The 23753-nt window shown below is 59.9% G+C and carries 19 protein-coding genes; 11 read left to right on the plus strand and 8 right to left on the minus strand.

Features of this window, described 5'->3' with window-relative positions; all coding sequences use genetic code 11:
• The first annotated feature begins 240 nt into the window (after nt 1-240).
• The gene (locus tag EFD56_RS15120) at nt 241-2229 is read left to right on the plus strand and encodes a bifunctional 2',3'-cyclic-nucleotide 2'-phosphodiesterase/3'-nucleotidase (protein ID WP_126905646.1); all 1989 of its coding nucleotides are present in this window, start codon (nt 241-243) and stop codon (nt 2227-2229) included.
• A gap of 39 nt (nt 2230-2268) precedes the next feature.
• Here EFD56_RS15120 and EFD56_RS15125 read toward each other — a convergent pair whose 3' ends face one another.
• Nucleotides 2269-3237, minus strand: a complete 969-nt coding sequence (locus EFD56_RS15125; RefSeq protein ID WP_085742311.1) for a LysR family transcriptional regulator — start codon at nt 3235-3237, stop codon at nt 2269-2271.
• Between the two features lie 139 nt (nt 3238-3376).
• Between EFD56_RS15125 and EFD56_RS15130 the strand changes: the two genes are divergently transcribed.
• Nucleotides 3377-3991, plus strand: a complete 615-nt coding sequence (locus tag EFD56_RS15130; RefSeq protein ID WP_010006692.1) for an FMN-dependent NADH-azoreductase — start codon at nt 3377-3379, stop codon at nt 3989-3991.
• A 55-nt stretch (nt 3992-4046) separates the two neighbouring features.
• Here the strand turns inward: EFD56_RS15130 and EFD56_RS15135 are convergent, their stop codons facing one another.
• Nucleotides 4047-4622: a TetR/AcrR family transcriptional regulator gene (locus EFD56_RS15135; RefSeq protein ID WP_064827434.1), complete on the minus strand. Its 576-nt coding sequence runs from the start codon at nt 4620-4622 to the stop codon at nt 4047-4049.
• 93 nt (nt 4623-4715) lie between these two features.
• Between EFD56_RS15135 and EFD56_RS15140 the strand changes: the two genes are divergently transcribed.
• Nucleotides 4716-5492, plus strand: a complete 777-nt coding sequence (locus EFD56_RS15140; RefSeq protein WP_085742310.1) for a glucose 1-dehydrogenase — start codon at nt 4716-4718, stop codon at nt 5490-5492.
• Between the two features lie 39 nt (nt 5493-5531).
• Here EFD56_RS15140 and EFD56_RS15145 read toward each other — a convergent pair whose 3' ends face one another.
• From EFD56_RS15145 to EFD56_RS15165, 5 genes are all read right to left on the minus strand, one after another.
• Nucleotides 5532-6722 (minus strand): MFS transporter, encoded by a 1191-nt coding sequence (locus tag EFD56_RS15145; RefSeq protein WP_126905647.1) that lies wholly within the window; start codon nt 6720-6722, stop codon nt 5532-5534.
• A 186-nt stretch (nt 6723-6908) separates the two neighbouring features.
• Nucleotides 6909-8180, minus strand: a complete 1272-nt coding sequence (locus EFD56_RS15150) for a GGDEF domain-containing protein (protein ID WP_184332989.1) — start codon at nt 8178-8180, stop codon at nt 6909-6911.
• Nucleotides 8181-8415: 235 nt separating this feature from the next.
• Nucleotides 8416-8739 carry an HlyU family transcriptional regulator gene (locus tag EFD56_RS15155; protein WP_037138261.1) on the minus strand — a complete coding sequence of 108 codons (324 nt, stop codon included), beginning with the start codon at nt 8737-8739 and terminating at the stop codon, nt 8416-8418.
• A gap of 37 nt (nt 8740-8776) precedes the next feature.
• Nucleotides 8777-10027, minus strand: a complete 1251-nt coding sequence (ilvA, locus tag EFD56_RS15160) for a threonine ammonia-lyase (RefSeq protein WP_037114385.1) — start codon at nt 10025-10027, stop codon at nt 8777-8779.
• Nucleotides 10014-10256: a hypothetical protein gene (locus EFD56_RS15165; RefSeq protein ID WP_125461092.1), complete on the minus strand. Its 243-nt coding sequence runs from the start codon at nt 10254-10256 to the stop codon at nt 10014-10016. Before EFD56_RS15165 ends, ilvA begins: the two co-directional genes overlap by 14 nt.
• Between EFD56_RS15165 and EFD56_RS15170 the strand changes: the two genes are divergently transcribed.
• The 8 genes from EFD56_RS15170 to EFD56_RS15205 all read left to right on the plus strand — a co-directional run bounded on the left by EFD56_RS15170 (nt 10243) and on the right by EFD56_RS15205 (nt 23445).
• The gene (locus EFD56_RS15170) at nt 10243-10617 is read left to right on the plus strand and encodes a VanZ family protein (protein WP_085742307.1); all 375 of its coding nucleotides are present in this window, start codon (nt 10243-10245) and stop codon (nt 10615-10617) included. The two genes, EFD56_RS15165 and EFD56_RS15170, sit on opposite strands and share 14 nt — an antisense overlap.
• Nucleotides 10618-11328: 711 nt before the next feature.
• The gene (locus EFD56_RS15175; RefSeq protein WP_126905648.1) at nt 11329-12864 is read left to right on the plus strand and encodes an AAA family ATPase; all 1536 of its coding nucleotides are present in this window, start codon (nt 11329-11331) and stop codon (nt 12862-12864) included.
• 914 nt (nt 12865-13778) lie between these two features.
• On the plus strand, nt 13779-14663 hold the full coding sequence (locus EFD56_RS15180; protein WP_126905649.1) for a DUF2971 domain-containing protein: 885 nt from the start codon (nt 13779-13781) through the stop codon (nt 14661-14663).
• A 47-nt stretch (nt 14664-14710) separates the two neighbouring features.
• Nucleotides 14711-15382, plus strand: coding sequence for a hypothetical protein (locus EFD56_RS15185; protein WP_126905650.1), 672 nt, complete (start codon nt 14711-14713; stop codon nt 15380-15382).
• Between the two features lie 185 nt (nt 15383-15567).
• On the plus strand, nt 15568-18537 hold the full coding sequence (locus EFD56_RS15190; protein ID WP_126905651.1) for a hypothetical protein: 2970 nt from the start codon (nt 15568-15570) through the stop codon (nt 18535-18537).
• 194 nt (nt 18538-18731) lie between these two features.
• Nucleotides 18732-20447, plus strand: coding sequence for an SIR2 family protein (locus EFD56_RS15195; protein ID WP_126905652.1), 1716 nt, complete (start codon nt 18732-18734; stop codon nt 20445-20447).
• Nucleotides 20444-21013 (plus strand): hypothetical protein, encoded by a 570-nt coding sequence (locus EFD56_RS15200; protein ID WP_126905653.1) that lies wholly within the window; start codon nt 20444-20446, stop codon nt 21011-21013. Before EFD56_RS15195 ends, EFD56_RS15200 begins: the two co-directional genes overlap by 4 nt.
• Nucleotides 21010-23445: an AAA family ATPase gene (locus tag EFD56_RS15205; RefSeq protein ID WP_126905654.1), complete on the plus strand. Its 2436-nt coding sequence runs from the start codon at nt 21010-21012 to the stop codon at nt 23443-23445. Before EFD56_RS15200 ends, EFD56_RS15205 begins: the two co-directional genes overlap by 4 nt.
• A gap of 94 nt (nt 23446-23539) precedes the next feature.
• On the opposite strand, the gene EFD56_RS15210 is transcribed toward EFD56_RS15205, so the two are convergent.
• A partial coding sequence (locus EFD56_RS15210) for a transposase domain-containing protein (protein WP_164736834.1) occupies nt 23540-23753 on the minus strand: 214 nt, incomplete at its 5' end.

Here is a 23753-nt window from a genome sequence, read left to right on the forward strand (position 1 = left end):
CGTCTGCGGCGGGCCGGCGTCGACGTTCCCGATGTCGATAGCGCCACCCGATGACGGCCCCGGTCATGATCCCGGCCTCGATCCATTTGGGCCGAAGGGCTGCACCATACATTGCATTTTGAAATCGCGTCGCCGTTGCTACCGATTGTTTTGCCATCCTGTCATTTTCGCAGTGTACTCCTCGCCAAATCGTCCTAATTCTGACGGGCCGGACGATGCATGATCCCATAGGAGAATTCCATGTCTTCCATTTTCGATGTCGGCGTCATGAGCCGCCGTTCCCTGCTTGGCGGTCTCGCCGCGACTTCCGCCCTGGTGCTGCTGCACCCGTTCAGCGCCCGCGCCAGCGCCAATCAGGCGCATCTGCGGCTGATGGAAACGACCGACATTCACGTCAACGTCTTTCCTTATGACTATTACGCCGACAAGCCGAACGACACGATGGGCCTGTCGCGCACCGGAACGATCATCGACAATATCCGCGCGGAGGCCGTCAACTCGCTGCTGATCGACAATGGCGACGTGCTGCAGGGCAATCCGATGGGCGACTACATGGCCTATCAGCACGGCATGAAGGACGGCGATGTCCATCCCGTGATCAAGGCGATGAACACGCTCGGATACACGGTCGGGACGCTCGGCAATCACGAGTTCAATTACGGCCTCGACTTCATGTTCAAGGTCCTGTCCGGCGCCAATTTCCCCTTCGTCTGCGCCAACCTGACCAAGGGCCAGCTCGCCTCGGATCCGAAGCAGGACGATCTCTTCTTCAAACCCTACATCATCGTGGAAAAGCAGATCAAAGACGGCGCCGGCAAGGAGAGCCCTGTCAAGATCGGCTTCATCGGTTTCGTACCGCCGCAGATCATGCTCTGGGATATCAAGAACCTCGAAGGCAAGGCGCAGACGCGCGATATCGTCGAGGCGGCCAAGGCCTGGGTTCCCGCCATGAAGGAAGCCGGCGCCGATATCGTCATCGCGCTCTCCCATTCCGGCATTGACGGAGCAGCACCGTCCGACAAGATGGAAAACGCCTCGCTGCATCTCGCCGCCGTCGAAGGGATCGATGCGATCTTCACCGGCCATCAGCATCTCGTTTTCCCCGGCCCGAAGAGCTGGGACGGCATCGCCAATGCCGATCCCGTCAAGGGCACGCTGCATGGCAAACCCGCCGTCATGGCCGGCTTCTGGGGGTCGCATCTCGGCCTCATCGACCTGCTGCTCGAAAAGGACGGCAACGGCTGGAAGATCGTCGATTTCACCTCGGAAGCGCGGCCGATCTATCACCGCGACGACAAGAAGAAGGTGGTTGCCGACTACGCCGACAAGAAGGATGTGGTCGAAGCCGCCAAGGCCGAGCATGAGGCAACGCTCGCCTATGTCCGCACGCCGGTCGGCAAGACGTCGGCACCGCTCTATTCCTATTTCGCGCTCGTCGCCGACGACCCTTCGGTGCAGGTCGTCAGCCAGGCCCAGACCTGGTACATCAAGCAGATGCTCGCCGACACCGACTACAAGGATCTGCCGGTACTTTCAGCGGCGGCCCCGTTCAAGGCCGGCGGCCGTGGCGGCGCCGACTATTATACCGATGTCCCGGCCGGCGATATCGCCATCAAGAACGTCGCCGACCTCTATCTCTATCCGAACACGGTGCAAGCTGTGGCGATCACCGGTGCCCAGGTGAAAAACTGGCTGGAAATGTCGGCCGGCATGTTCAACCATATCGACGTCGGCGCGAAGGATGCGCCGCTGCTCAATGCCGATTTCCCGTCCTACAATTTCGACGTGATCGACGGCGTGACATACCAGATCGACCTCTCGCAGCCGCCGAAATATGATTCATCCGGCAAGGCGATCAATCCGGATACCAACCGCATCCAGAACCTCGCCTTCGATGGCAAGCCGATCGATCCGGCCCAAAAGTTCGTCGTCGTCACCAACAATTACCGTGCTGGCGGCGGCGGCAGCTTCCCGGAGATCGCTGCCGACAAGGTGATCTTCCAGGCGCCGGATACCAACCGCGACGTCATCGTGCGCTACGTCCACGAACAGGGCACGATCAATCCGTCGGCTGATGCGAACTGGACCTTCAGGCCGCTGCCGGGCACGACGGTGACCTTCGAAAGCGGCCCCAAGGCGAAGCAGTTCCTCGCCGCGGTCAAGAGCGTCAAGATCGAGGACGCAGGCGACGGAACCGACGGCTTCTCGAAGTTCAGGCTGGTTCTTTAAGCGAAGAAACGTTAGCGAAGGCGCGGCTCCGCGCCTTCGTCATTCGGCCGCGAGCGGCGGTGCGGTGTCACGCAGTTCTGCCATCTCGGCATGGAAATCGGCCTGGTTCGGGCAATGGGAAAGCCGTGTGCGGAAGGCGTCGATCATCCAGCTGGCGGCAGGCCCGGGCGGGTTGGCGAGCTGGCGCATCGAATAGATGGCATATTCGCCCTGCTCATAGGCATCCAGATCGAGATGGATGAGCGCGCCGCTGCGCAGATCATCATGGATGACGGATGCCGGAAGTCCGCCCCAGCCCAGGCCGGCCTTAATGAGCTGGTGTTTCATCGCAATATCGCTGACGCGCCACGTCTTGTAGGAGAGGACATTGAAATCCCGCCCCTTCGTCCGGCCCGACGCGTCCGTGACGACGAGCTGCACTTCCTCGCGCACGTCGCCAAGCGTGAGCGGCCGGTCTATTCGGGCAAGCGGATGGTGGGGCGCGGCAACGGGCAACATGAAGGAATGCCCAATCCGCTCGGTGACGACGGAATCGTCCTGCTTGAGGACTGCACCTCCAATCCCGATCGTCGCCTTGCCGCTAAGGACGAGGTCCATCACCACGCCGAGCTCGCCGACATTGAGGTTCAACGCAACGGACGGAAATCTTTCGCGGAATTCATGCAGCACGTCCACGACGGCCCGCGATGGCACCATGACGCTGATGGCGACGGAAACCTCGGCTTCGAGGCCCTCTCTCAGGCTCTTGACGCGCGCCCGCATGACCTGCAGGTCGCCGAGAATGCGGCGCGCATCCTCGAGCATCGCCTTGCCCGCTTCCGTCAGCTTCGGCTGGCGCGCGCCAGACCGCTCGAAGAGCGGCATTTCAAGCTGCGCTTCCAGATTGGCGATCGTATAGCTGACGACCGACTGCGCCCGGTTCAGCGCCCGCGATGCGGCCGAAAAGCTGCCGGTTTCGGCAACGGTCAAAAACACCTGCAACTGGTCTAAAGTCGGGTTCGGAAGCATCGTCCATCCATTCCATCGATAGTTTCGATCGACATTATCACCGTTTTTTCGATAGCGGGCCAGACTTATTTTCCTTCTCGACACCGCGGCTCACCTCCCAGCAACGAGCCGTCCAATTCAATTCGAAAGGAAATGCAGCATGTCGTCCATCCTTCTTCTGACGTCCAGCCCGCGCGCCGAATCGCTCTCGACCCCGATCGCCGTCGATCTCGCCGAAAAGCTGAAGAACCAGAAGCCGGGCAGCGTCGTCGTCCGCCGCGACCTCGCCGCCAATCCGCTGCCGCATATCGATGACCTCTTCACCGCCGCCATCCGCAAGCCTGCGGAAGCCCGCACGGCCGAAGAAATCGCCGCCATCAAGACCTCGGACGAGCTCGTCAACGAACTGCTGGCCGCCGACACGATCGTCATCAGCACCGGCCTCATCAACTTCAGCATCTATTCGTCGCTGAAGACCTGGATCGACAACGTCGCCCGCGCCGGCCTGACCTTCAAGTACACGGAAACCGGCCCGGTCGGCCTCGTCACCGGCAAGAAGGTCTATGTCGTACTGACCTCCGGCGGCGTCTATTCGCAGGGCCCGGCCGCCCCCCTGAACCATGCCGTACCGTACCTGAAGTCGGTCTTCGGTTTCCTCGGCATCACTGACGTCGAGACCATCTATGTCGAAGGCCTGGCCTTCGGCCCGGAAGCCGCTGAAAAGGCCATCGACGCCGCCAAGTCGCGTGTCCAGGAAATCGCGCTGGCCGCCTGATCGGCTCTCAAACGCTTGGGTGCAATGCAACGGCCGGCCCTTCGCCGGCCGTTTTTCATTTGTCGATAGCGGCGACAAAATCGCGAATCGTCTCGAGGATTTCGGCCGACAGCGCCTCATCGGAGGAAATCCTGGCAAGGCCGACGCCGCCGGCCATCATCGCGAAGGCCGTGATCGCCTTGCGTCGTCTTTCCCCTTCATCCGCTCCTGCGGCCTTGCTGGCCAATCCGGCGAAATTGCGCCTGAGTCCGTCCGTCGCGATCGCTCGCGCCTTCTCGCCGCTGCGCGATATATCGGAGGTCAGCGCCGCAAAAGGGCAGCCCTCGCCGGGATTGTCGCGGTGATAGGTGCTGACATAACGCTCGGCGATATCGGCAGCCGTCATCTCCGTCGGGTTGATCCCCTCGGCCTCCAACTTGCGTCCCCATGAATCGAAAGCCGACTGGATCGCCTCGGCGACCAGATCGTCACGGGAGGCGAAGTGCTTGTAGAAGCCGCCGACGGTCAGCCCGGCCTCCTTCATCAGGTCGGCAACGCCGATACCGTCGAGTCCCGCTTCGCGCAGCCGCCTGGACGCGGTCTCCACGATCTTCTCATGCGTCTTCTGTTTTTCCAGCTGCGAACGCCCCATCGGTGCCTCTTGACTTATGTGGATTACAATTATAATCCTTCTAGATAACGATCATAATCCATATCGTTGTCATTTCCAAGAGGAGCATGAATCATGCGTCTAAGAAACAAGGTGGCCCTGATCACCGGCGGCAATAGCGGCATCGGTCTTGCGACCGCCAAGGCCTTCATCGATGAGGGCGCCAAGGTCGTGATCACCGGCCGCAATCCGGAAACGCTCGCTGCCGCCGAAAAGGTGCTCGGGGCTGGCGTCGTGGCGCTCAACCTCGACGTCACCGATGCAGCCGCCACCGAAAAGGCCTTTGCGGAAGCCGCCGCAAAGGTCGGCAGGTTCGACATCGTCTTCGCCAATGCCGGCATCGGCGGCGCGACACCGCTCGGTGACACCTCGTCGGAACAGTTCAATCGGATCATCAGCACCAATCTCACGGCGGTTTTCTTCACCGTGCAGGCGGCCCTGCCGCATCTCAACGACGGCGCCTCGGTCATCCTCAACGGTTCGGTGCATGCCGTGCTCGGCGCTCCGGGCTGGACGGCCTATGCGGCGACCAAGGCCGCGGTCCGGGCGATGACGCGCAATATGGCCTCCGAGCTTGCGCCGCGCGGCATCCGCGTCAATCAGGTGACGCCTGGCGGCACGAAGACGCCGATCTGGTCGCCGATGGCCCAGACCGAAGACGCGATGTCGGCGCTCGAGGCCCGCATCGGCGGCATGAGCCCGCTCGGCCGCATGAGCGAAGCCGACGAAATCGCCAAAGCCGCGCTCTATCTCGCCTCCGACGACGCATCCAATGTCACTGGCATCGAGATCACCGTCGATGGCGGCATGACGAGCGCACCGTCCGGCGCCAAGATCTTCCGCGCCGCCTAATTCAGCGAGAGCCGGGCAAGTCGACCTTGCCGGCCTCGGTTAGCCATTCCTTACGCGGCGGACCACGCGAAACAGCACGATTGCCAAATTGGCGATGGCAAGCAGCAGCAGCACGTAGAGCATGGCCTGGATGCCGGAGGAAACGATCAGGTTGCCGGCAATCAGCGGAAAGCCGAAGACGCCGATGAAATAGGACAGCGAGAACAGGAGCAGCGATTGCGGCATAAGGCCCGCGGGCGCCTCGTTTGCCGCCAGGCCGTTGATGACGGAATAGGTCAGCCCATAACCCAGCCCCAGCATCGCCGCGGCGCCGAAATAGGCCAGCTGGCTCGAGGTCACCACCAGGAACAGCAGGATAGAGACCAGCGTCAGGCTGGTCAGGACCAGAAGCGAATAGAACGGATCCTTCTTGACCACATATCCCGCCACGAACAGCCGGCTCAGGATGGCGGCGGACATGAAGCCGATGAAGAACAGCGAATAGTCGAAACCATGCGCCTTGGCGTAGCTGGTCTGAAAGCTGGACAGCCCGCCGAAAATCGCGCCGCCGATGCCGACCATGGCGATGGAATAGATCGCCCGCGAACCGATCACCTGATGCGCTGCGGCAAAGGAGATCTTGTTGACATGCGGCAGAATTTTGCCGGCGCTGGTCAGCCTGATATGCAGCAGGAAATAAAGCGCGCCGCCGGCGAGACTGGACAGAAACGCAAAGGCGAAGGCCGTCTCGATCGGCATGGACCAGCCGGTGGCGATGCGCCCGATGATCGGTCCGACGGCGATGCCCGACATCATCGATCCCGACAGCAGCGCAAAGAACCTGATCCGATGCTCCGGCTCGGTGATCGCGGCGACCAGGATCGGACCGAGCGCGTAAAAGGTGCCCCAGCCGATGCCGAGAACGAAACCGACGGTCATCATGCTGAGCCCGGCTGCCGGGACCATGGCAAATCCCAGTCCGGAGGCCGCAAGAAAGAGCCCGGAAACCGCCACCGCCCGCGCAGAGCCGATGGCATCGGCGATGTGACCGGAGAGGATGACCAGAACGACGGTGCTGACGGTCGCGGCCGAGATGATCACGCCGGCAAGCGCCTCGTTGCCACCGCGCTGGCCGACCAACACCGGGATCAGAAAGGTTACGCCATAGGCGATCGAAAGAAGAAACCCGCCGATGCACAAAACGGCAAATTCGCCGCCATCAACCTTCGTTCGTAAAGCTATATCACTCATGTCTCCACGTCCCTCGCATGCGAAATGTCGAGGCAATGGAGATCACGTTTGCATTATGCCAACAAGCCGTTTTTATTGATACGATAAGATATTGAAAATACACACACATGAAGACATTTGTTTTGATTTACTCAACACCCCAAACACCTGCACCGACCTATCGCACTGATCGGGAGATCAGCCGGCTTAACCGAGTTTCACCAGGCCGGAGCGGCCAACGACACAGTTGCGGCCGCCCTTCTTTGCCGCGTACAGGCGGCCATCGGCAGCCGACAGCACCGTGGTGAAACTGCTGCCGTCCTCCTCGGCCGTGGCCACGCCGATAGAGACGGTGACCGGACTGCCATCCGGCGTCTTGACGCTGGTCGCAATCGTCCAACGCAGACGCTCGGCAAGCAGCAGTCCTTCCTCATGGCTCGTGCCGGGGCAGACGGCGACGAACTCTTCGCCACCGAAGCGGAAGATACGGTCGCTGGAACGCAGCGTCGTGCCGAGCCGGGCGGCGATCGACTTCAGCACCACGTCACCCTGGAGATGACCGTAACCATCATTGACGTCCTTGAAGTGATCGGCGTCGATAATGAGAACGGTCGCAGACAGCCCCTGCCGCAGCGCCTCGCGCAACATCAGCGGCGCCTCCAGTTCCATACGCGTGCGGTCATAGACGCCGGTCAGCATGTCGCGGCCGGTGCGCTCGAGAAGATCATTGTAGCGCTCGCGGAATGTCAGATCGCCGAAGACGTCACTGATGGAGCGCGCGGCGGCGTCGGCGCCGAGGCGGCGGATCCGATATTCATAGATCGCAAACATTGCCCCATAGAGGCAGACGGAAAGCATCTTCGCCTTCCAGCCACCCCAGAATACGGCGATCGGCACATCGAGGAAATAATGCAGCGCGGCGAAGAAGCCGACCTGGTCGAAGGTCAGCAGCACGAAGCCGGAGATCATGAAACGCAGCACGACGCGCCTGCGGAAGAAATCGCCGAGTTTTTCGTATAGCAGGATGATGCCGAGCGAATCGACATAGAGCAGCGCCGTGCCCCAGATCATCAGCCAGCCCATCTCCTTCAGAAAATCGACGTCGGGCGTATGGTTTGAAGACAGTTGCAGCGGTTGGTGCATTTGCAGCACCCAGGCAATGCCGACGGTCAGAAGGTTGCCGAGGAACAGGCCGTAGATCGGCTGGCGCACCGTCGCGGCATCCTCCCACAGGTACAGCATCAGGATCATCATCAGCTTGCCGGAGAAGAAGACGGATGAACCCGGCGACACATCCCCGAACGGCAGCGAGACGTAAAAGACCGCCGCCAGATAGGTCTCCATGAAATGCATGACGCCGAGCGCCGTCAGGAAGACCCCGAGACCGAGCCGACGGCGGAAGTGCAGAAGCGTCACCATCAGCACGAAATAGGCAATGGCTTCAACGACGAAGAGAACGAGGTTGAGAGCCTCCATCACGACACCTCGGCTGCAGGCCGGCGCCGCGCGGAAGCGGCGATCGCGGCTGCGGATCTTTTGGTCGATCGTCCGAAAAAGTCAAACACGAGGGCGTCCTGCAAATCCTGCAGGCCATAGCTTTCACCGCAATCCTTTAAGATTGCGTGAGCCCATCCTCATATTTGGGACGCTCAAGTCATACGCTTGAAAAGCAAGGGATTTCTGTCCAGCGCCCTGGGTCGGAACGATCGCGGCCTCAGACCTGGCGAAGCTTCTCGCCGTCGCCGAAGAGCGACGGGCCATGCTGGTCGATGATCTGGTGCGCCTTGCGCACTGTGCACTCGATCGCGTCGTCGGAGGACGAGAAAAGATCGGCGCGGATGAAATTGCGCACCAGCACCTCGTCGCCGACCTTCTTTTCGATACGGCCGGCCAGACGGTATTGGCTGCCTTCCTTGCGCGGCTCCGCATAGATCGTGCAATCGCCGTAAAGCTGCGGCTCGCCGGAAGGGCCTGCCACCTCCGAAGCGGGCTTGCCGCCGGAGAACATCGAAAAGAGATTTGAAAGGAACGAAGCCATGATCCGTCTCTAACACGCCGCCATCGCGCTCGCCAAGTCAAATGATCAGGCTGGCGAGGATCTCGTTTTCGGTAATATCCTCGTAACCCATGCCGGCGGCTTCGAAATTTGCGATCAGCCGGGCGAAATTCTCCGGCGCCTTGGTTTCGATGCCGATCAGGATCGAGCCAAAATTGCGCGCCGATTTCTTCAGATATTCGAAGCGGGCAATATCGTCGTCGGGACCGAGCAGATTGAGGAAATCCCTGAGCGCGCCGGGGCGCTGGGCAAGCCTGAGGATGAAGTATTTCTTCAGCCCTGCGTAACGCATGGCTCTTTCCTTTACGTCAGGCAGGCGCTCGAAATCGAAATTGCCGCCGGAGACGACGGCAACGATGGTTTTGCCGCGGATCGCCTGGGCATCCATCGCGGCGATCGCCGTCAGCGACAGGGCGCCGGCCGGCTCCAGCACGACGCCCTCGACATTCAGCATCTCCTGAATGGTGACGCAGATGGCGTTCTCGGGCATCAGCTGCACTTGGCTTGCCGGGAAATCGCGCAGAGCGGCGAAATTCAGGTCGCCAATGCGGGCGACGGCTGCGCCGTCGACGAAGTTGTCGACCTTGGCAAGCGTCGTCACCTGGCCCGCCTCGATGCTGCGTCTGAGACTCGGCGCACCGGCGGGCTCGGCAAAGACAAAGGCCGATTTCGGCACGATGCCGTCGAGATAACCGGTAATGCCTGCGGCAAGTCCGCCGCCGCCGACCGGCAGCACGACCATGTCAGGCACCGTTCCCTCAGGCAGCTGCTGCATGATTTCGGCAGCAACGGTCGCCTGCCCTTCGATGATATCGGCGTGGTCGAAGGGCGGCACCATGACGCCGCCGATCGCCTCGACATGATCACGCGCGGCCTGGTAGCACTGGTCGAAGAAATCGCCGATCAGCCGGATGGTGATGAATTCGGCGCCGAACATGCGGGTCTTGTCGATCTTCTGCTGTGGTGTCGTCACCGGCATGAAGACGACCCCCGGCACGCCGAAATGGCGGCAGACATAGGCGAAGCCCTGGGCATGATTGCCGGCCGAAGCGCAGACGAAGGTCTTGCCGGCCGCCCCCTGCCCGATCGCCTTGCGGAAGAAATTGAAGGCTCCGCGGATCTTGTAGGAGCGCACCGGCGACAGATCCTCGCGCTTCAGCCAGATATCGGCGCCGTAGCGGGCGGAAAGATGATCGTTGAGCTGCAGTGGCGTTGCCGGAAACAGGCTGCGCATTGCCTCCTCGGCGCTTTCGACTTCAAGTCTCGTCACGGGCGTGGTCCATTCCTAGAGAGTAGCCGCCGCTATGGCACAGGCCGGCCGGCAAAAGAAAGGCCGCTCCGGCCATTTCCGGTTCGCTGACCGAGCCGCTCATATCCTGATGCCGGCTCCAGCCTCGGGAAGCCTTTCTTAAGCCAACCGCAAAATCGGCGGCAGATGAACCGATTTTAACTGTCAATGCAAAGGCCTGCCACTTATATGGAGCGATGATGATCTTCAAATTCGCAAAACCGCTGGCCTGGCTGCTGCTCGCCTTGATCCTCTTTGTCACGGTTTCGCCGATCGGGCTGAGACCACATACGGTCACGACCGTCGATACGGATCGTGGCGGCGCCTATGTTCTCCTCGGCCTCGCCTTCGCCCTCGCCTATCCCAGACAGTGGAAACTGGTGGCCGCGCTGCTGATAACAGGGGCGGTCGCCATCGAATATCTGCAATACTTCGCGCCGACCCGCCACCCCCGCCTGCATGATGCCGGCGTCAAGGCGATGGGGGCCGCGCTCGGCCTGCTGGCCGGCTGGGTGATCAACAGATGGCGCGAAACCAGGGCGCCGAACACCCTTCCCGTCGCGGAACGCTGATTATTCCTACTTAGAAATCGCGCAGTTGTATCGCCCAGAAAAACAGTGGGACCGCTGCGATCACGGTTCCCAGAACAAGTGCGACACTGGTTTTGAAGACCCGAATGCGCCGGGCCCTTACCCCACTCCAATCGTAAACCATCGTCTTACTCCCACAAGACAACACTTACTTACCCCGCCGCGGCGCAATCCTTGCATTGAAAACGCCATTGTCAAGCAATAACGCGCGTTTTCACGCAATATACAGCGTATTCAAACAGGATTATGAACGTGGTGCAGCGAACGGGAGAAAGTTCGAACCATTTATGGGAGGCGATCCTTGAAATGACGACGTGGGTGCACGTCCTAACACACACGAGCCTACGCTAGGATCACTCTGCATTGAAGACCTTGGTGTCAGAACACGGATCGCGCTGCGTTGTCGCGATCCGTGTCAACATTAGGCGCACCGTCCTTCCACCCGTGTCTCTCCTAGCGCTCACTTGAAGTCCTGCCTCGACACGCTCGGCCTGTTGTTCTGGCTTAGCATTGACCAATGCTCACCCGCCCCCCCCCCGGACAGACGGATTCGAATCAAATACGATCCGATCAGTTGCCCGCTTGCGTCAGGTAGTGGGAAGAGATGTTCAATCCCGATGGCCGAGATTGCGCGCGCCGGTATCCGCTAGCGGCGGCACGCCGGTGCTCGACTAGGATTCAAGAGGGTGTCCCGTGACAGACAAACCATCGCAAGACCGCCACTTTCAACGCCGGCAGAAGGCCGCAATTGCCGGATTGCATTTGCCGACCGCCGAGGAACTGCTTCGTGGCATGGCGTTCTTCCGCGAGGACTTGGCCGAAGACATCCGCGAATACGCCGGTCGGTTCTCGGGTCGAGTCAAAAAGCGCAAACGGACTGGTCTCGAACTCCTCGCGACCACCCTGGACGAGCTTGTAGTGGAACCGAGTGAGGACGGTGTCCTTGCAGTGGAGGCTGCTCTTGATCTCATCGATGATGCCCAAGGTTTGCCAGCCGCTGAGTGCCGCCTGCGGTGCAGAATCTATCGAGCCTTCTTTGGGGACGGCCAGGCAACGGCGATAATCGCAGGAGAAATCGCCCATCTCGCATCTGGGGATCTATCGCCTGCGGAGTGCCGCGCCCTACTTTGGCGTTCGCTTGGTTGGGCAGCGCAATCCCGCATACTCGACTGGCGCCGACGGGCAGGCGTCTCTGTTCAGAGGTCCGCTGAGTGGTTTGAGCCGGAAGTCCGCACCTACGAAGCGCACTTTAGGAATGTGATCACGTCATCAATGGATGCCGAGGCGGAATCGAAGGACACATCCTCCGTTGGCCTTGCGGCAACAACTTGGGAAGAAGAGCCGTCAGAACACGAAGAAAGTGGGACGCACGGAGTGATTGTGATCAGCGGCATTGGTAATGACACAACGCCTGAAGGGAAGCGAGTGGCGAAGGAATTCGAGAAGTTCAAGCAGCGGCCATTAAAACTGCCCGGCATGCCCGAACTAACGGCTGTTCGCGAGCGATTGATCGCGGAGTTTCCATATGCGGTTACTATTGTTGACAGCGCGCTCGAAGGACTTGGAGACCGGCCAAATGTCTACCTAAGACCAATAATCCTGCTTGGAGCACCCGGAAGTGGCAAGACGCGGTTCGCCCGGCGACTGACGGAGGAACTCGGGGCGCCCTACGAGCTCATTTCTTGTGGAGGCTTGAGCGATAGCGCAGTCGGCGGAACCGCCCGGAGATGGACATCGGGCGAACCTAGCCTCGCGATCATGGCCGTGCGCCGACACCGATGCGCCGGACCAGTCGTTATTCTTGACGAGATCGAGAAGATCGGCACCAGCCGCCACAATGGCAACGTGCACGACGTCTTGATCGGCCTGTTCGAACAGGAGACATCGCGCCGCTGGCATGATCCCTACCTTCAAGCCCACTGCGATCTGTCGCATGTCTCGTGGCTAATGACCGCGAACTCGCTCGAGCCGATCCCGGCGGCCTTGCGCGACAGGTGCCGAATCCTTCGCTTTCCCGACCCGGGAGCCGATCAATTGCCGCTGCTCGCCCCGCGGATCCTGGAGCGGCTGTACATCGAGGCGGGTTACGATCCGCGCTGGGCCACGCCGCTTGAAGGATTCGAACTGGATGCCTTGGCTAGCGTCTGGACGGGTGGCTCGATCCGGCCGTTGGAACGGCTGGTAGATGGACTGCGGAAAGCGCGCGAGTCTGGTAGGCGACGACAATGAGTACGGAGAGCCGTATGGATCTAACAGCCATAGGACCGCCCGTATTATGGGGGAAGTCAACCCAAGCAGGCCAACCTCTTCGCGTAATGGGATGTCCTCTATGGCGACTGTTTGAAGAGGTACCTGGCATGCCGCAAGGTGGAAAGAGCGATGAGGGCAAAACTGGCGACACTACCCGGATCAGAGAACCGGAGGGAGGAACGGAGACGTTTGGCGAAGCGCTGTCAAAGGCAGGGTTCGTACCGGCCAACGCTGGGCGCAAGATTGTGTCACAGGGGAAGCGCAGGAAAAGTCTGAAGAAGAGGTCGTCCACCGACCCTAACACTTAGGTTCTGAAAACCTGCGCCGCGCCGGGGAGTGACTACGACCGGGCTACGCCCACCCTCGGTCACACCCCGGCGAGTCTCATCCTGATTGACGCTGAATCTCAATTTGATTGCCGCTACGCAGGTTGGGCCGGAAGCGGTCAGTCTGGTTTCAGGCACAACTCAGCGCGAGCTGCCGTATGCTGTGGCGATGTCGCCCAACGAGAATCTAACGGCAACCGACACAACTTTGGCACACGTGGGCAGGTGCGATTAGCTGAGGGTGAAAAATCGGGGCCGCTTGCGGACTGTCCGCTGTCGGCGAGAAGTCTCAAACATGGACATAAGAGATCCGGTCGGCTTAGCGCAGCTTCACCCCGTACGGTCGCGTCACCCCGCAGCGCGTGATCCTCAAGAGTAGTTTGACGCGGACGCAAGTAGCCTGCGACCTGCAGCAAAAATGAGCAACCTCCGGATTCACCGGAGCCACCCAATAAGCAGTATTGAAACGCACGCCGGACTGTAGTTTGACTGGTACCGCAATGACATTTCGAGCCTTCAACCTTTCCCTCCCGCATTCGCAGTGAAACCCAGCATTAAGATCGAAGCATGGCCATACCCAAGAAATCAAAGACGTCCGGCGACGTAACCGTCAAGAAATCTAGTCCTGACACGAAGACGCCTGCACATCTCACGCACTATACCGATCTCGCTGGTTTGAAAGGAATCATTGAGAATAACGAGCTGTGGCTCAGCCACGCTGCCTTTCTGAACGATCCGCAAGAACTTGAACATGGCGTCGAGCAAACGAAAAAGGTCTTGAACAACCTTCTGGACGGCAAAGCCGTCGAGCCGACCGCAACGGCTCGGCAGAAGCTTATCAAGGACATTGCGGATGATATGGAGAACTTTGAACGGCCGGCAGCCTATATTGTATGCTTTTGCGAACGCTCCGACATTTTAAGCCAATGGCGAGGGTACGCCTCCCGCCAGGGCGTCAGTATCACCTTTAAGATGTCCGGCCTCAGGAGTTGCTTTAGCGAGCTCGATGCTGAGCTGTTGCAGGTTGCCTACGGTATAAACGAGGCAAAACGCCACCTGAGGACCGCGATAGCCGAAAAGTTTCCTGATATCGTCGATGATTTTGACTACATGCTTGGGACTGAAGAGGACGATGCAATCCGACGAAAATTCAAGGATCTGCTTGCGACACTGGTGCCCAGATTCAAGCATTATGGATTCCGGGAAGAGCAGGAGTGGCGCCTGGTTGTCCGCAACCCACCGATTGACAAGCTCAAGTTTCGGCCGCGCGGGCAACTGATGCTGCCCTATCTCGAACTGAAATCAAAGAATAAGAAGCTCCCGATCAGCGCCGTCAGGATCGGTCCAGGCGTCAATGATGAAGCGGTGGAAAAGAGCATCAGATTCTTTCTTGAGACCTGCGGTTATGATCCTGATTTGGTGGAGACGAGCTCGACCCCCTACAGGACCTGACGCTCTCCAGCCTGCTTCTTCTCAAGCCACATAGCCGCGGAACCCTGATGCACCCTCTTTTCTCGATCACCAAAGCCGACATCAAAGCTCTCAACGATGAGCAAGCGCGCGAATTGGTCGCTCGTTTGAGCATGGCAGACCTTGAAGCGCAGGGACTTTCCCGTGCGTCGGTTACATGGGGTGGGAACCAACGCGCCGCAGATGATGGCGTGGATGTCGAGGTTGCCAGCGCCAATCCCATAAAGGGTGGAGGATACATCCTCGCTCCGTTTACCGCCTTTCAGGTTAAGGCTGAGGAGTTCCCACCCGCAAAAATAACTGACGAGATGAAGCCGAAGCCGGCGGGTATCTTGCGCAAGGTTTTCGACGATTTAGCCGCGGGTAATGGCGCATACATTATCGTTTCGACACGAGACGATGTCTCCAAGAAGTTCCTAAAGACCCGGGCAGACGCGATGAGCGATGCTCTGGTAGGCTCCCGGCATGTCGGTAAGGTGAGGCTGGGATTCTACGATGCACAGAAAATGGCCGATTGGGCTTCAGCCCATCCGGCGGTTGCTGTTTGGCTGAGGTCGGCTCTTGGCCACTTCGGGGCTGGAAGGCATATGGTGCGTGGGCGCATGGCGAGACGGACGAAACTGCCGAGTTCCTCTTCGACGATGGCGTCCGGATTTTTCGATCCGGCAGAGAAGGTGACCTTTCCGCCCTCGAAGCCGTGAACGCATTGCGGGAGGATTCGCCGGGCAACCGCAACATTCGGATAGTCGGGCTGTCGGGGGTCGGAAAAACACGCCTCGTCCAGGCTCTTTTCGACAGCCGACTGAGGACGGCTAACGCGACCTTGGACCCCAATCGTGTGATTTATTGTGACTTACAAGGTGACGTGGACCCACCGCCGGCAGTCATGCTGGACGCGTTGGCGGCATCCGATCCGAGCAGCGTCCTCGTTGTCGACAACTGCTCCTCGACGCTGCACAGCCGCCTTGCGACGGGAAATGCGGCGCCAACGCCTACCCGCCTCATAACCGTGGAATACGATATCCGCGACGACGATCCCGAAGGCACGAACTTCTACAGGCTGGAGGGAGTGTCCGCCGAAATCATCCAGAAGATACTCGAACGGCGATACCCGGTCCTCACTTCCATCGACATATCGACGATCGTGAATTTTTCTGACGGGAATTCCCGAGTGGCGCTCGCGCTGGCGTCGACCGCAACAAAAGGAGGCGAGCTCGCCGCCCTCGGAGACGAGACGCTCTTCCGACGGCTGTTTGATCAAAATCAGGCCAGCAGCGATGAGTTGATACGGGCTGCTGAGGCGATGAGCCTCCTCTATTCGTTTAACGGTTCGGATACAGGTCCAGCGTCGGAGCTTTCAATTTTGGCAAAGCTCGCTGATCTCAGTATGCGCGCTATCACGCGGCAGATGTCAGAGCTGAAAAACAGGGGGTTGCTGCAATCAAGAGCGGAATGGAGGGCAGTGCTACCCCATGCCGTCGCTAATCGCCTTGCCGGGCAGGCTGTCACAGCCATATCCATTGCGGATCTCACAACCGAACTTTTGCAGGGCCCGGAAAGAATGGCTCGCTCGTTCTCACGCAGGCTTGGTTATCTTCACCATTCTGCAGTTGCTCAATCGTTGGCCAGCGACCTCCTAGCTGACGGCGCATGGCTGAGTGATGTCTACGGTTTGGACGATTTCCGTTTCGGGATGTTCGAAAACCTCGCTCCTGTTGTGCCGGCGGAAGCACTTGCATGTTTCGAGCGCGCCTTTTGGGTCGCTAGCGAAGAGCAGCTTCGTTCGTACCGGTCTCAGGCCATCGCCACAATCCTGCGCGCCATCGCCTATGAAGCGGCATTGTTCGATCGAGCCAGCCGCTTGCTGATACGGCTCGTCGAGGCCGAGGAAAAGGACTCCAGTTCAGATTCGCACTTGGCAACATTTGCCTCGCTGTTTCATTGCTTTCATTCCGGCACGCACGCGTCGATTGATCAGCGATACCAGGTCGTCGAACGGTTGGTCCAAAGCGCGGAGAAGTCACAGCAGGACGTGGGCCTCGGCCTGCTTGAGGCATGTTTATCTGACTGGAATAAGTATCAGTCACTGGAACCAGACTTTGGCGCGCATAAGCGTGATCACGGTTGGTGGCCACGATCTCTCGACGAAATGATGGCGTGGTATCGACCGTTTCTCTCTCTCGCGGTGAAGCTGATTAACGGAAGGGGTGACGTTGCCCCTCGGATCGAGCTGATGCTTGCGGAAGCGATGAGGGGGCTTTGGACCTCGCGAGGAATCTGGCGCACTCTGCAGTCGGAAATCGAGAACATCGATGCGTCTAGGCAATGGCCGGAAGGATGGCTAGCGCTGCGGACGATTAGGACATTGGACGAAAAGCATTTCGAGGACGGCGAACGCGAAGCCTTGGATGCATTGTGCGCCAAACTGAGGCCCGCGGACCTGGCAGGGAATATCCGTTCGAAGATTTTGGCACGCGGTTCATTCGGCGCAGAGGATTATTCCGACGATGATACGATTGATGATGTCCACGCCCGTCACCACCGTAGCCACGATGAAGCGGTGGAGCTGGGTCGGGTAGCCGCTGACGATCTGGCGACGGTCTCAGCGCTAATGCCTCAATTTCTGACCAACTCCTCTGGCGGGCTGAAGGTCTTGTATTTCGGAAAGGGCCTCGGCGAAGCTTTTGTCCGCCCTGACCAGGTCATAGGCATGTTCCGGGAGGAGCTTGCAAAGGTCGACCGAGCTTCCGTCGGATTGGTCACGGGCTTTCTTCAGGGGTGGAAACTGAAAGATGCCAACGCCGTGGAGGCATTCTTCGAGGCGGCCATAATAGACGATGTATGGGGACGGTGGTTCACCTATCTTCAGTGCGGCGTCGGACTTGATAGCAGAGCCTGCCAGCGTCTGATTCAGATCTTGGAAAGTGGAAGAGCGCCCGTCGACACCTACACTGCGCTTATGTACGGCCGGGCCACCGATCCTCTCACAGTTCCGGAAATCGTCCGCTTGATCCAGGCGATATCAGCGACCCGCGCCGGTGTACCGGTTGCCGTTGAAGTCTTGCGCATGGTCATTTTCTCATCAGCGGAGAAGCCGAAAGAGTATGCCAATGAGCTGGCACTCGCGGTCTGCGCGTTTCTGCAATACATGAACTGGGCCGATGTTGCAAACAGGGGAGTCAATTTCGATGCCGAGCTGCAGGGCGTCATCAAGTTCGCTGTAAAGCGCGCCGGTGTATTCGACGCTGTTCGGCAAAGCTTCATTAACCTGCTTGCTTTCGGGCGATCGTCGGCTGGCAAATACCGAGAGTTTGGGCACTATGCCGGGCCGTACTTTCGTTTTTTCCCGAAGGATGCTTTGGATCTTGTCTTTCAACCGGACGATAACGGCAGATACACGACCGGCCTGCGGTTGGTCGGAAACGCGCTCGGCCGCCGAATTGAGACACCCGTCAAAAACATCGAGGACTGCGTTCTCGTCGAGTGGTGTGGTGGTTCTGAAGATAGGCGCAGATTCATCGCAAACGCTTGCAAACTCTATGAAAAGGTTGAAAGCGACGACGAAGACGGAATCTTGGAACTGTCGGCGATTTTGCTCGCTCTTGCAGTCAGCTCTACGAACAAACCCGCGTTTCTGAACATACTGTTCGATCGGGTCGAGCGCTCATCAATCAATGGGCCTTATTCTTCCAATTTAATCCGCGCCCGAGAGATCTACTTTCGGACCAGGACTGGCAACGATGAGGTTGATCAGCTTTTGGCGACGCGGGCGCAACAGCTCACGGGCGAAATAGATGCTCAGCTCGCTGCGGAACAAGCCGAGGAAGAAAGGGAAGGTCGCAACAGTTTCGAATAGCCTTCTAGTTCCCGCGCTATCGACACCAATTTCCAACCAATCGTCGGACCACCCTACGCCGCCCAGTTCGCGCATTGCGGCCAATGCAGAAGCCGTTACTTATTTTCTGTTAAAGCCACAGTGACTGTTTCAGGTTCGGGAGATTCACAGTAGTAAGACAGGAAGTAAGTTGCCTTTGGGGGAGGCTGTTAAACGTGCCGTCGGCGTGGGACATCACGATAGTCGAAACACTCACGCTGCTTGACGGCGAGTTCAGTGAGTTCGCGCAGGGCCTTGCGAACGATTCCTACGCGGTCTGGCTTGGCGCCGGCATTTCCTTGTCCAAAGTCCCGGGTCTCGTCGACGTCGCCGAGGGTGTTCTCGAGCACCTGCGCGCTAGGGTCGATCCCGCAAATGACAATTGCCGCTTCAAACGCAGCCTCGATCGAATCATCGGTCTGGTTAATCTGAGTGCGGACGATCGCAAGGAGGTCGACTATGCCAAACCGGTGGCGCAATGGCGCGACCGGGAGCGCATCGCGAAGAGCCTCACCGGCGTCTACGCTAGAATGCTCGACCAGCATCCACAGGGAGAGCCGGCCGACTATCTTGTGTGGGACGGCATCGGCGTCGTCGCCCGATATGCCGATCCTGCGAGCAGCCCTGGTCCGGAGCATCTCGGCCTCGCGGGGTTGATCATGGAGGGCGTCGTCTCGGATGCAGTCAGCGCCAACTGGGACGGCCTGGTTGAGAAGGCTATCGCTCTGCTCGCGGGTGCCGGGCCTGGCGTGATGCAGGTGCGCGTGCTTCCCGACGATGTGAAGGACAACACGGCGCGCGCCCGACTTTACAAGTTCCACGGCTGCGCTGTCCTCGCCGGCCAAGACGAAGCCCACTACCGGGACCGGCTCGTCGGGCGAGCCTCTCAGATCCACGGCTGGGCAGACAAGGCTGAGAACAAGGTCATCGCCGCAAAGCTCGTCGATCTCGCGGTCTCGAAATCAACGCTGATGCTCGGCCTGTCGACGCAGGACACGAACATCCAGAACGTCTTCGTCGTCGCCCAGGGTAATCTTCCGTCGCATTTCCCCACGCACCCGCCGTCCGTGATACTATCGGAGCAAGATGTGGGTGCTGATCAATTGTCGCTGCTGCAAAACTTCTACAAGCTGGATTATTGTGGCAAGGCTGCGGAGATCGAGCAAGGCTCATTGCTCAGGAGCTACGGTCAGTCGTTGCTGCCGGCTTTATGGCTGCACGTGCTCGCGGCCAAACTGGAGGCGCTTGTCGCACCGGCAGCCGCTGGACTTTCGGAGGCGGCACACAAGGCCCTGAGAGCGGACCTTCGGAGCTTACGCGACGCCACAGCCTTTGGTGTCGCGGTGAAGGACAACGAGGCCTTCATGCTGAAGGCGCTCGCCTGGGCCGGGCGGTCGACAAGCTTCTTCCGGGACGGCAAGGAGCTGGAAGCAGCAAGGGGCGTGTATACACCACTCTCAATCAACAGCGTTGCCAAGACCTTGGCTGACCCGACAGTCGCGAGTTCCGGCCTGCCCCAACTGGCTCTTGGCCTTGCCTTAATCGGTCGCGGCAAGGCAGCCGGCCATTGGACGCTGAGCCTCGGCGATCCCGCGAATGCCAAGGCGGGCGCCGTCAAGGTGGCGGGCCCGGTCCGTTTCGCCGAGATCTTCTTTGCGGCGAACGCGCAGGCAGCGGCGAGGCTTGTCACCGCCGGGCATGCGTCCGAGGACGACGACGCCATCATTTTGCACAGTCATGAAGTGCCCCCAAGGGCCGTGCGTCACCCAACAGCCGCTCCCGGCCGCACCTTGAGGCGGGGACGTCGGGAATTCAGCCTGGCGGAGTTGGCGCAGGGTGAGGCCGACCTTGATCGGCTAATGCTGCGCTTCAAGGGAGAGATGGCGATATGACGGAAACAACACCCATCGAGCGCGTCGCGGAGCTGCTCAGGAAGGCAGATTTCAGAAGAATTCCGATTCCGCTTTCGATCGGCGGATTGCAGATTGACGCCGCAGCCGCCTTCGTCGGCGAGCCGCCGTGCCCGGATCTCGTTGTCGTCGGCGACACGCTGGATCAGACGCCGGCACGGCTGCAGCAAACGGTCGAGGGTGTCGGTCGGGCCTTGGACATGATGGGGTCGAGGCGACCTCTGACGCTCGTTGTCGTCGGTCCGAGACCGGAATCGTCCACGCTCACAAGACTGTCCCGACATGCCCGCGTGTTGCCAGTGGGCGATGCATCCGATCAGTCCAATCTGGAAAACTGGCTGGCGGTGCTGCTGCCGCTGGAGCTGCCAAAATTGCAGGAAAGCCGCGCCGATGCCGCGTTCGACAAATTGCTTCAAGCCACTAAGGATCCAATCGAGCGTGAGTTGATAGAGCTTTCTCACGCGGGAGAGGCAGCGGTCTCCAGCCGGCTGGCCGCACTGGTAGACGAGCCATTTGTCGAGACTGACGACAGCGGAGCGCAGCAATGAGCGGCCGGATGACGTCTCTCACCGTCCGCAATTTCCGCAGCATACGCGGTGACGTAACCATCTCGCTCGATGCGCCCGCAGTTCTCATCCACGGGCCGAACGGCACGGGGAAAACCAGCCTTCTGTCGGCGATCGAACTCGGGCTAACGGGAGCGGTTGCGTCACTCGCGCGCTTCGATCCCAACCACCTGACTTATCTCCCCCATAAGCTGTCCCCGGACTCCAGCGCCCATGTCTCGATCCAGGCGGACGAGAAAATGTTCGATGGTTCAGGAGGCAGCCTCACCGCCAACGGTTCCGCCATTCTGGGACAAGGCAAGCTCTCAGAAGAGCAGGCCCGGTTCTACACCGAGCGGTGCTATCTCGCGCAGGCGACTCTGGGTCGCCTGCTCGAGATCTATGAGCATCAGGATGCCCGCAACAGCAGTTCACCGCTTACGCGCTTCGTCAAGGAAATGCTCGGCCTCGATGCGCTGGATGCCTTGATTGACGGACTGCACCTTTCCGGCGACGTCAGACGGTTCCGCGAGCCGTCCCCCCTCTTTTGGGCTGCGCGTGCCGATGCGCCGAGCCTAGATGACGCGGTCGAAGCCGCGGCGGCTCGGGTAGAGACGGCGGAACGCGAGCGAGACCAGATTGAAGCCCGATTGCGTGACCTCTCCGGCTCGACCCTTGCAGCCGATCGTGCCATCGCCCCCGACAGGCTGCGCCCGGACCTCGAGCGCCGCGTTCAGGAGCACGAGGAGAAGCTCAGCCGGCTTGCCAGGATCCGACGCGATCTCAATGCCGCAACCTCGCAGGTCGCGGCCGCTGCGAAGACGGAGGCCGGCAGCGCACGCGTGGACGCGGAAAAGACAAGTTCCGGGGCGCGGGAGGCACTCGCCCGCTGGCGGGCAGGGTCAGGGGCGCGCCTGGAACAACTGCTGACCGCCATCCAAAAGGCCTTTCCCGAGATTCCCGCTTCCTCGTCGGATCCTTCGGCAGCGCATGCCGCCGCCAAGCAGGCCGTTGAGGGAGCAAGAGCACGCCTTCGCGGAACCGTCGACGCGGATAGCGCTGCAACAAAGACCCTCAGCGAAATCACGACGTCCGTGACCCAAGGCCAGGGTCGTATCGACGCCATTGATCGACAGTTGGCTGCGGAAGGTGGCGCCAACCGCGAGCTTGCCGAGGCACTTAGCGCGATCTGCACTCACATAAACGATGAACATTGCCCCGTCTGCGGCCGTGACTATGCAGAACTCGGGGACGGGCCGCTTGCCGCACATGTTTCAGCGGAAGTCGGCCGCCTCGTCACCGCGGCAGGACGTGTCGAAGCGTTGGTCCGCGATCGCTCGAACACACTCGCGGCTTTGACGGACGCTCGACGCAAGCAGACCGAGCTTCAGGGCACGGTTCTCTCGCCGACCGAGCGCGAACGCGTAATCTTCGAACTTGCACAGCGGAACGAATGGCTCAATAGCCTGCAGGACTTGGCGGGGGAAGCTGTTGCCGGTTCTCGCTTGATCCGCGACGCAACCAAGGCGGCACAGGTCCTCGCCGCCTTGAACAGCCAGACGACGTCGATTTCCGGCCTGCGTGCGGAACTCGACATCTATGCCCTGCAGTTGGGAATCGAGCCGGAACCGGCCGACGTGCCACTTGCGGCAGTCATCCAATCCATGACGTCGGAGCTCGATCGTCAGGAGGCAACCGAAAGTTCTGGCAAGGCCAAACTCGAACAAGCGCTCACGACCCTCAGGACACTCGCGTCGAACCAACAGTCCCTTGATGAAAACACGAAGATGCTCGAGGCTTTGCAAGAAAAGCAGACCAGATCGGCCACCCGACGCCAAGAGGCCGACAGGCGTATTTCTGTCGCAAAGGACCTTATGGCGCGTGCGCAGACAGTGCGCGGGAATCATGTCCGGGACATCTTCAATGAGGAACTGAATGCCGTCTGGCGTCAGCTCTTCATCCGTCTGGCTCCCGATGAGAACTTCGTTCCTGCATTCGCGCTTCCGGAGGTCGCAGGAAAGCCGGTTGAGGCCGTGCTGGAAACACACTACCGTTCGGGCGGCAAGGGTGGCAATCCCCGCGCGATGCTGAGTGCAGGAAATCTGAACACAGCGGCATTGACTTTGTTCCTATCGCTGCATCTTTCGGTGCGACCGAGGTTGCCCTGGCTGGTGATCGACGATCCCGTCCAAAGCATGGACGATGTCCACATCGCCCAATTCGCAGCGCTGCTGCGGACGCTGAAGCAACATGGCCGCCAGGTCATCATCGCTGTTCACGATCGGCAGCTCTTCGATTATTTGAGCCTAGAGCTCAGCCCTACCTTCAACGGGGATCGACTTATCACCGTTGAACTAGGACGCAACGCCGACGGCTACACGACAGCTCCTTGGGCTCTGACTACGTTTGAACCGGACAGGGCTGTCGCTGCCTGAGCTGACAACGTCCGTAAGAATGTATGATCCGGCTGGTCTGCGTTGTTCAGCCTATGTCTGCTTCCGAATGTAAGCCTCCGGTGAAGGCCGCAGGTCAGGCCGCTTGAGCGTTGACGGTCGGCGGCGTCCAATTCCACGGAAGCAACTGCTCCAGCCTGGTAATCGACGTATCAGCGATGCTGGCAAGAACGTCGGCCAGCCACACCTGCGGATCGATGTCGTTGAGTTTTGCCGTCATAATCAATGTGGCCATGAAGGCCGCACGATCTGCACCGCGGTCTGATCCGGCGAAGAGCCAGGATTTTCTG

The sequence above is a fragment of the Rhizobium phaseoli genome (assembly GCF_003985125.1).
GTDB classification, from domain to species: Bacteria; Pseudomonadota; Alphaproteobacteria; order Rhizobiales; family Rhizobiaceae; genus Rhizobium; species Rhizobium phaseoli.